General features: G+C 47.7%; 9 protein-coding genes. 5 read left to right on the plus strand and 4 right to left on the minus strand.

What is annotated here, in order from left to right; all coding sequences use genetic code 11:
* Window positions 1–266: 266 nt before the first annotated feature.
* On the minus strand, window positions 267–1,364 hold the full coding sequence (locus tag JGK39_RS32885) for a hypothetical protein (protein ID WP_293262529.1): 1,098 nt from the start codon (window positions 1,362–1,364) through the stop codon (window positions 267–269).
* Window positions 1,365–2,229: 865 nt separating this feature from the next.
* Here JGK39_RS32885 and JGK39_RS32890 point away from each other — a divergent pair.
* Together JGK39_RS32890 and JGK39_RS32895 are read left to right on the plus strand one after the other, a co-directional pair.
* Entirely contained in the window at window positions 2,230–2,769 is a 540-nt protein-coding gene (locus JGK39_RS32890) for a cyclic nucleotide-binding domain-containing protein (protein WP_293262526.1), read from the plus strand.
* On the plus strand, window positions 2,739–2,957 hold the full coding sequence (locus tag JGK39_RS32895) for a hypothetical protein (RefSeq protein ID WP_293322653.1): 219 nt from the start codon (window positions 2,739–2,741) through the stop codon (window positions 2,955–2,957). Before JGK39_RS32890 ends, JGK39_RS32895 begins: the two co-directional genes overlap by 31 nt.
* Here JGK39_RS32895 and JGK39_RS32900 read toward each other — a convergent pair.
* Window positions 2,954–3,367, minus strand: coding sequence for a hypothetical protein (locus JGK39_RS32900; protein WP_293298958.1), 414 nt, complete (start codon window positions 3,365–3,367; stop codon window positions 2,954–2,956). The genes JGK39_RS32895 and JGK39_RS32900 overlap by 4 nt on opposite strands.
* A gap of 120 nt (window positions 3,368–3,487) precedes the next feature.
* A complete protein-coding gene (locus tag JGK39_RS32905) occupies window positions 3,488–4,348 on the minus strand; it encodes an FAD-binding domain-containing protein (RefSeq protein WP_293262517.1) in 861 nt (286 codons plus the stop codon).
* A gap of 192 nt (window positions 4,349–4,540) precedes the next feature.
* Between JGK39_RS32905 and ribD the strand changes: the two genes are divergently transcribed.
* Together ribD and JGK39_RS32915 are read left to right on the plus strand one after the other, a co-directional pair.
* On the plus strand, window positions 4,541–5,716 hold the full coding sequence (ribD, locus tag JGK39_RS32910; protein WP_293298955.1) for a bifunctional diaminohydroxyphosphoribosylaminopyrimidine deaminase/5-amino-6-(5-phosphoribosylamino)uracil reductase RibD: 1,176 nt from the start codon (window positions 4,541–4,543) through the stop codon (window positions 5,714–5,716).
* Between the two features lie 52 nt (window positions 5,717–5,768).
* Complete coding sequence (locus tag JGK39_RS32915) at window positions 5,769–6,374, plus strand: hypothetical protein (RefSeq protein WP_293262512.1); 606 nt, start codon at window positions 5,769–5,771, stop codon at window positions 6,372–6,374.
* A 322-nt stretch (window positions 6,375–6,696) separates the two neighbouring features.
* Here the strand turns inward: JGK39_RS32915 and JGK39_RS32920 are convergent, their stop codons facing one another.
* Entirely contained in the window at window positions 6,697–7,608 is a 912-nt protein-coding gene (locus JGK39_RS32920) for a PPC domain-containing protein (protein WP_293262586.1), read from the minus strand.
* A gap of 99 nt (window positions 7,609–7,707) precedes the next feature.
* Between JGK39_RS32920 and JGK39_RS32925 the strand changes: the two genes are divergently transcribed.
* On the plus strand, window positions 7,708–9,405 hold the full coding sequence (locus JGK39_RS32925; protein WP_293262589.1) for an NAD(P)/FAD-dependent oxidoreductase: 1,698 nt from the start codon (window positions 7,708–7,710) through the stop codon (window positions 9,403–9,405).
* Window positions 9,406–9,611: the final 206 nt, after the last annotated feature.

The raw sequence follows: 9,611 nt of genomic DNA on the forward strand, positions 1-9,611 counted from the left end.
TAGAGGGAGATATTTTGGTTTGTAAGGCAATTATCTATGTAGATATTGCCTTACAGATTTTTTTTTGCTCACTTGAGCAGTGCCATTGGACTTTAGTCCACACTACGAACTGTGTTTTCCGATGGTAGGGAAACGGCATTACCGTGTCCTCCAAATTGCCATATCCTCGATTGCTTTTGATTTTCTACCATCAAAAAAGGTTGACTGTATTCCTACAGCCAACCCCGCACTTATTTAATTGTCCTGCGCTTGCTCAAACAGCAAAACTATCTCGCAACATTCGGGAAGGTATAGCCGACACCGAGTAACAATCCCACGTCAGTTCCGTCGAGAAAACCAATATTCAGTCCTGCTGTGGCTGTAAAATTGCTCGACAGTGGCACATCTACACCTCCCGAAATCAGGAAGCCAAAATTACCGTCATCGCCGGTAGAAAATGCTACGCCAGCACCTAAATAAGGAGCAGCGGTAATCACAAAATCATCGCTGACTTCCACGGCCTCTCGGGATACAAAATCGTAGGTAACGGGCACTATAACAGTTAGGTTGTCGCGGAACAAAACACTCGGTCTCACCGAGAAATTGTTCGTCAAACCAATTTTGCTAAGAATCGCAAATGAAGTGTCGCCTAGGGCTGAATCTCCGCCAAAACCGATGTTACCGCCAATACCGATGTAGCTGGGCCCGGAACGAGTAGCTCTGCCAGGTCTGACGGTGGTACCGCCCGGTTGAGCCAATATTTGAGGTTTTTCTGCTGTTTCTGGTTTTTGGGCAACTTTCGGTTGGTTCGTCAGGGCTGAGGCGGAAGTGCTGACAGGGTTGCTCAACACTTCTTGTGTTGTTTTGACTTCTTTTTCTTCCTTGGATGCTGTCAGTTCCGAATTAGGTCGATCGCTCTTTTCGGCCACAATCTGGGATTTTTGCTGATTTTCAACGCTCTTCTCAGCAATTTTCGCTGTTTCTTCCGATTTTTCGGTTTCAGCAGCAATGGATGTAGGTGTATTTTGCTCGGTTGCTGGGACAGCAATTTCCGATGTTGCTGCTGTGGATTCTGCCGGTGCTGCCGCAGATGCTTCCGAATTGGCTGTCGGTGCGGAGGCTGCTGGCTCTGCCGCTGGTGTTAGTTCGATCGAACTGATAGAATCAATTTTTGTATTGCTAGCTGTTGTTTCGGCATCAGCTTTCACTGCTGAAGTTGCCGCCCCCGAGGAAATTTGGTCAATATTTTGAGCTGCCGCATTTGCGGTTGTAGCGATATCGGGCAAGTTGCCAGTTTCAGCTTTCGCTGACATGGTACTGCAACAAACTGCTAAAGCTGCAAGATTTATTAACGCAAAAGTAGACTTGGAAAATAGACTATTCATAAGACACTCCTCAATGAACCGTGTGTTAAAAGTGTAAGTGTTTGAGGGCTCTTGTCGAGAGCTTTGCTGAAAAATGACACAAATATGAGTTGTGTTGTTCCTAGATTGGCACTTAACCCTCTTAGAGTCAACTCTCTCTGGTGATTAGATTCAAGAACCGAAGGCTAGTCGATCGACTGATTTTAATTTACAGTTCGAGCGACTAAAAATCAATCCTAGGGCAGATTTCACGCTCGATGGTGGTTATACCACTTTCGATCTAAAAAAGCAACTGCAAACAACCTCGAAACCACGAGCTTCATCAGTCAGTCAGGAGATTTTAGATTTTAGATTTTAGATTTTGGATTTTTAGATTTACTTCCAGCTCGCTTTAGTTCTAATTAGAGGACACAGCGACGGAGGGCATAGGGCCTGTGATGTTTTTCAAGCAAGTAAATTCGTCGGAATCCCTGTGAAGCAAGAATCCTCTCGCCTTGATAGCAGAAGGTTTGTCAAAATGCTGTACTTGAGGGTGCTGCACCCGGCGCCACAGTGGAAAAATCGGGCTGCGTGAGGGCGCACCGGCTCGAAACGAATATCCAGCAAGGTTTCACAACTGTTTTGGGAATTCGGGGGTCTAAAGTGGGGCCGTTGGGTGAGGGCGATCGACTCCTGCACAGTCCCGGACAAGTAATGTAGAATATCATTGATCCCACAAACAGTTGTAGCTCGAGCGTGTCAAAATTACTGAATATTATTAATAATTGTGGAAAATTGAATGTCTTAGTAAAGTTTAGCCTTCGCTTTCGCTCAGTATATGAGGATATAACAGCACGCAACTAAAACAAGTAAACAAATAGAAAGTATCTCTTCTAAACCTGACTTTATGAGCAAAGTTCTAGTTATATTAGGCGAATTGAGCGATCGCGACATCGATTGGATGCTCGCCAACGGCTCCCGCACCACAGTCTCCCCCGGCACCACCCTCATCGTCGAAGGTAAACCCTTAGACGCGCTGTACATAGTTCTGGATGGAACTTTGAGCGTTACTGCATCATCTTTGGGCGACAAAGAAATTGGAAAAATCATCTGCGGCGAAGTGTTGGGCGAAATGTCTTTTGTAGACGGGAGGCTTCCTTCTGCTAGCGTCACGACAATTGATGAATGCCTCATCCTGTCAATTCCGAGGCGGCTGCTAACTGAAAAACTAGAGCAAGACGTGCTGTTTTCCCTGCGGTTTTATCGGGCGATTACTAAATTTCTGTCGTCGAGACTGCGAGGTACTGTCAGGCGTTTCGGCGAAGATACTGATTATTTAATATATCAAGACCCGGACGACGAGCGCGCGATCGGGCAAAGCGTCGAAAATCCAGATTTGGCTCAATCTAGATTTGAATGGCTGTTGCAGCGTTTGAAGGCGACTTGAGGGAAGAAGGAAGAAGGAAGAAGGAAGAAGGAAGAAGGAAGAAGGAAGAAGGAAGAAGGAAGAAGGAAGAAGGAAGAAGGAAGAAGGAAGAAGGAAGAAGGGAAGAAGGGGAGATGGGGAGATTTGCTCAATTAGTTAGCAATTACCAATGCCCCATTCCCAATGCCCCATTCCCAATGCCCGATTAAAAAACATATTTTTCGGCAACGCGCCAGTAGCGGGAAAACCGCTTCAAATCAATGTAGCCATCGTAGCGGACAAAAGCTTCAGGTGACAAAACTTCTACAGGGATAGAGCGCTTAATGTCCCGGCAAATATCCTCAAACCGCGGACTGGGACTTTCGGCAGTCACCACTTGATTCGCACCGGATTCTTGAGCAAAAGCGATAACTTCCGCCGCCACATCGCCGCGCCGAATAACTACCGGCAACTCTAGCAAACATTCGTAAATAAACACCATGCGTTTGAGACTCAACTGCCATTCATCGATCAGTGCGTCGTCCCAAACCCAGATTGCTGGTGCTTCTGGGTGCGCTTGAAAAGCTGGGCCTTGTGGACTCAAACAGTCGCCGTGCAGCCAAATAATCGAATTGTTCATAAATTAGTAATTAGTAATTTGGTTTGTAGTGAGGACTTCAGTCCGCAGCATTTTGAGAGGACTGAAGTCCTCACTACAAACCTTTATCAAACATCATGTAGAATACGTTGGCAAACTTGCTTAATTTTTCCTTTTTTTCTGAGGGCGCTGCCAACTCTTGGAACCGCCCGTGCGATCGACCTTTTCGCCCTTGGGAAACAACTTGCTCTCCAAATATTCGTAACTTCCCTCAAAATCGCACTGTCCGTACAGAGGACAATCGCGACAATAAACCCTCTTAGTGTAACGTTCCAGATTTTCCCGATTAAAAAAATAAGCCTTGTGACTAAAAGTGCTCGCTACCCACTGCCAAGAAAGATTGTTGCTTGCGGGATCTCCATCTAGCAAATGTTGCAAAAACCAGCGAGCTCCGGCTTGCCAGCGCACGCGGCGCCAGTGTACCAGATAAGCTGCCATCCACATCCGCTGGTGGTTGTGCAGATAACCTGTTTCCCGCAACTCGCGGCTGAAACTGTCAATGCAAACATTACCAGTCGTGCCTTCGACGACATCCTCCGGCAGAGTTTCGCTGTAATCTTTAGCAGTATAACCAGTTTTATATGGTTCGCGGTCTTGCCAAATCCCTTTGCCCAATTCGGCGTACAGTCGCTGCCAATAATCCCGCCAGCCCAACTCGTTGATTAGTTTCACGGCATCTTCTGGATGCTGAACTTTCGAGAGCACGGCATCCCGAACTTCGGCAAGACTCAAAACGCCGTAGCGCAAATAAGGCGACAACCGCGTTACTGCGCCGTTAAGAAAGTTGCGGCTTGATGCGTATTTGCTGGGATCGACTTGTTTCAGCGCTGTCTCGGCTGCTTTGCGCCCGCCTGCGGTTGGGGGTACGTTGCTATCTCGGGCGGCGGCTTCGGGAAATTGTTCGCGCACGTAGGCTATTAATTCGTCGCGGCTGGCAAATTCCCGCTTCATGTCCTGACTCATTGTTTTTTCTCAAGCGCCTGTTCTGGTTTCTTTATGTTAGAGGAATTTTTTCGGAGGTGTGGGGGTCGATCGCCCTAAATCGCCTTTCACTCCTGATACCGTACAGTTTGCCTCAACAATCGATCGTCGGCTGGCAGCTAAAATTAGCATTAAAGTCAGTACACTCAGGGATAGATATCATACCAAAATCTTATGGAAACTTTTGAGGCGGACGCTAAACCGATCGCCAGCTTAGCTAATCGACAGCAGCAAAGTACAAAACAACTGGACAACAGCGAAATTCAAGAGTTCGATCGAGCCATGATGCGCCGCTGCATAGAATTGGCCCGCCGCGCCCTCGGCAAAACCGCACCCAACCCCCTCGTCGGTTCCGTAGTTGTCCGAGACGGCAAAATTGTCGGCGAAGGGTTCCATCCCGGCGCCGGCCAACCTCACGCCGAAGTGTTTGCGCTCCGGGAAGCTGGGGAAAAAGCCGAAGGAGCGACGGTTTACGTGAACCTGGAGCCCTGCAACCACTACGGGCGGACTCCTCCCTGCTCAGAGGCTTTAATTAAGGCCAAGGTGGCAAAAGTAGTGGCTGGGATGGTCGATCCGAATCCATTGGTAGCTGGCACGGGGCTCGATCGGTTGCGAAAAGCCGGGATTGAAGTGGTGGCGGGAGTGGAAGGGGAAGCTTGTCAGAAACTCAACGAGGCTTTCGTACACCGGATTTTGTACCGCCAGCCTTTCGGAATTTTGAAATATGCGATGACTTTGGACGGTAAAATTGCTACAACTACCGGTCACAGCGCTTGGGTGACAGGCTCCGAGGCTCGGAGCGAAGTGCATCGGGTGCGCGTCGGCTGCGATGCGGTGATTGTTGGGGGAAATACGGTGCGTCTAGACAATCCCAAACTGACAAGCCACCAGCCTGACAGAAACAATCCCCTGCGGGTGGTGATGAGCCGTACTCTGGATTTGCCGAAGTCGGCTTGGCTGTGGGAAACCTCCTCGGCGGCTACTTTGGTGCTGACTGAGCCTGGGGTTAACCCGGAATTTCAGGAATTTTTGATTGGAAAAGGGGTGGAAGTTGTGGAGTTGTCGCCGCTGACACCGACTAATGTGATGGCTTATTTGTACGATCGATCTTTTCTGTCTGTACTGTGGGAGTGTGGCGGCACTTTGGCGGCTTCGGCAATTGCTGAAGGTGCAGTGCAGAAAATTATGGCTTTTATTGCTCCTAAAATTGTCGGCGGCCAAGGTGCTCCAACTCCTGTGGGAAATTTGGGTTTTTCAGCAATGACTGATGCTTTGACTTTAGAGCGGGTTTCTTGGCGCGCCGTGGGTGAAGATTGTGTGGTGGAAGGCTATTTTAAAATTAAAGATTGAAAGTTAAAAGCGAGTCTTTTTAGTTTTTAATTTTTAACTTTTAACTCCTTTTATGACTGAAATTACGATTTGGAGTTTGATGGTTGGCAGTCTCGGGTTAGAGGCTGCGATTCTGGGTGTCTTGGTGAGCCGCGAGCAATTGGCTGCGGGGCAAAAATGCGATGAGGAGGAGGAAGTTTTGACTCGGCACGAATCTCAAGAAGATAATTTTACTGCGCCTGAAAATGCGATCGCCAACGGCAATCCGAAATCCGATCGCAATCCTGATGATTTGACAGTTTGGGAGTACAAGATTGTCCGTGCTAGCAGCGATTTGTTTCGCAATCCGGCGATTTTTCACAAGCTGTGTCGGGAAGAGGCGGAGGTTGGCTGGGTTTTGCTCGAAAAGCTCGATGACAGGCGGGTGCGGTTCAAACGTCCGATCGCGCTGAGGGACGCCCCGAGGTCTAATTTACCAGCTTTTGACCCTTACCGCACTCATTACGGGCCGATGTCGAATGCGATGACATGGGCGGCGGCGATCGTGTTTTTGAGTGCGATCGTCCTTCCTGCCGTTTTGGGCTATGCTTTGGTGTCGGCTACTCTCAGCAGAAGTCGCTCTAATTGGCCTCCGACACCAATTCAATCCATGCCCTCTCCCGGCCGGCCCAACAACTAACAATTAAAACATCGTAAAGAAGGAAAAAGGAAGAAGGAACAAGATAATTGTTTGTTTTAAAATCGAGTCCACTCAAAAACATACAATTAGGCTTGTAGTGAGGACTTTAGTCCTTCCTTCTTCGTAAAACATACAATTAGGCTTGTAGTGAGGACTTTAGTCCTTCCTTCTTCGTCTAAAAAGGCTAAAAACAAACAATAATATCAGCGCTCAAATGGAGACGATACACCTGAAAAACAAGCAAAATTATTGAATCATAATTTTTTCTTTAATTCTGCCTTCTACCTTCATCTCCGGTTCCCTTCAACCGCAAACTACCCTATCATAAAAGTGGCGTGGGAGCAGGAGCGGATAACAATCTCAAATTGTAATCTGTATCGCCTTGAAATTGAGAAACGCGGACGAAATAAGTCCCCGCAGGCAATGCCCCATTACTGACAATTCTTTCTGAAGCCGTACCTAAATTATTAGATGAAGCAATAATATCGTCTAATCCAACTGAGCCGTTGCCGTTGATATCCTGAATTAATTCTACATCGACATCTGCACTCAAACCGTCAACTGTTGCACTGAAAAGACTGGGAGTATTCAGGATGAAACTGTAAATATCCGTGGGTTTGGTAGCACTCAAAAAATCGTTGTCAATGAGACTGTCTGTGAGAATTCCCAGATTTTGGGCTGCGCTTAAATCGTCGGCGGGATCGGGGAGTGTGCTCAACAGTCCTTCTTGTTGGCCGAATTGAATGTAATGGTCGATCGCACTTTTGACGGCCCCGCTGCTGACTGCTGCTCCGATCGCCGGATATCTTTCTAGATAAAAGCTAGGATCGAAAAAAATGCTGGCTTTGCGATTTTCAAATTGACCGATTTTCAAGTAGTGTTCAAAGGCGCTAAATTGATTGGTTTGGACTGCTGTTTGCACATCCGGGTTGCTGGTGAGATAAAAACCCACATCGAAGAAAGGGTTGGGGTTGCGCCGTTCAAATTGACCGAATTTAATAAAGTGCTGGGCGCCGGAAAATTGATTTTTTTCCGCTGATACTGCTACATCTGAATTTGTGTCTAAATAATAGCCGGCATCAAACAGAGCATTGGGATCGCGATTTTCAAATTGACCAATTTTTTGGTAGTGATCGAAAGGGGTCGATACTGTGCCTCTGGCGACTGCTACGGCTACATCTGGGTTGTTTTCGAGATAAAATTTGCGGTCGAACAGTGTTCTGAGGGTTAGCATTATTAAAAAAATCTCTCTGTACTTTAATCTGGAAAGTGCATAATCAAATTCGATCGAAAATCCAGTTTACATCAATTTTTTTGTGAGGGCGTCTCAATTATGGCTAAATCTGCACTGATGGCAATACTGCGCCGCGCTGCGAGTATTGCCCAAAAGTCAAGGGAAACGGGCATTCCGGCTGATGAATTGCTGGGGATGCTGGACGATCGCACTTCCAATTTTCCCATATCTCGGCGCGGGTTGCTGCATGGGGGTTTAGCTGCGGCGGGGGCTGTCGCTGCTGCGACTTTTACCCGGGAGGGAGCTTTTGCTCAGCAGCGCGGACGATCGCCCATTTTGGTCGTCGGTGCGGGAATTGCAGGTTTGACGGCGGCCTATCGCCTGTGGCAAGGGGGCGTGCGTGCCGATATCATTGAGGCAACTAACCGCGTGGGGGGGAGGATTCGCACCCTGCCCAAGGTGGCTGGAACGCAAATTTATGCGGATGTGGGAGGAGAATTTATTGACACCGGCCATACTACTTTGATTTCCCTGGCGACGGAATTGGGTTTGCAGGCGAGAGACTTAGTTGAGGCGCAGCGGGGACTGGTAAAGGATACTTTTTTCTTTCAAGGGCGCCGATTTTCTCTTGCACAAATAATCGCAGATTTTGCGCCGCTAGCCAGTAAAATCAATGCTGATTTGGGGACAATTGGAGATGAATTTAGCTATCAAGATTTTACGGAAGCTGCGGAAAGATTGGATAATCTTTCGATCGCTGAATATCTAGACCAAGGTAATACTAGCGCGATTGTCCGGCAGTTGCTGCGCGTTGCTTACACGACTGAATTCGGCAGAGATCCCGAGGAACAGTCGGCGTTGAATCTGCTGTTTTTAATCGGTACTGAAGCTGACAGTTTTCAATTGTACGGCAACAGTGACGAGCGCTATCAAATTGACGGCGGTAACAGTCAAATTATCAACCGTTTAGCGGATAGATTGTCTGGTTCGATCGAGACAGGGACGGTTTTGGAAGCGATTACGCTGTTACCTGACGGCCGCTATCGGGTAAATTTGCGATCGGGACAAAGCGCGATCGATCGCACTTACGAGCGAGTTTTGTTAACTTTGCCCTTCAGCACTCTGCGAGACGTTAGAATTAACGTACCTTTGCCGCAACCAAAGCTGCGGGCGATCGAGCAGTTGGGCTACGGTACTAATTCTAAGTTAGTTACGGGCTACCGCAGCCGAATTTGGCGGGAACTTTATCGATCTACTGCTTCTGTGTTTACCGATTTAGGATTCCAAAATAGCTGGGAATCTACGCCTTTCGCTCCTACTGCTAACGGTTTAGTTACTGATTTTACAGGAGGAAAGCAGGGTTTGGCGATCGGTGCGGGAACTCCCGAAGACCAAGCACAAAGATTTTTGAACCAATTTGAAAGAGTGTTTCCCGGTGCAAGAAACCTGAGAACAGGCAAAGCTGTGCGAGCTTTTTGGCCGGGAGAACGTTTTTTCAAAGGTTCTTATTCCTGCTATTTAGTCGGACAGTGGACGCAAATGTATGGCGTAGAAGGCGAACGAGTTGGCAATTTATATTTTGCCGGCGAACACACTTCCCTGGAAAATCAAGGTTACATGGAAGGCGGTTGCGAAACTGGACAAAGGGCGGCTCTTGAAATTTTGGAAGATTTGGGTTTGACAGGTTCTGCTGATGCTTTGAATGCTCGAAGTGCAAGCAGTTTAAACCAGCGCCGTCCCAGTCGGAAAGTTCCCGGAGCGCGGAATCTTAGGAATAGGAAGCCGAGTATTAGATAATCTCGTAAGGTGCGCATTGCGCACCCTAGATTAGTCGTAAGGTGCGCATTGCGCACCCTACAGATATGGCATACAACTTATCAAACAGTCGTAAGTTGCTCATTGCACACCCTACAGATATGGCGTACAACTTATCAAATAGTAAGGTGCTCATTGCGCACCCTAGATTATACCATTTTTCTAAAGATTCGATAGAGATAAAAGAC

The sequence above is a fragment of the Microcoleus sp. PH2017_12_PCY_D_A genome, assembly GCF_020738565.1.
Lineage (GTDB): Bacteria > Cyanobacteriota > Cyanobacteriia > Cyanobacteriales > Microcoleaceae > Microcoleus.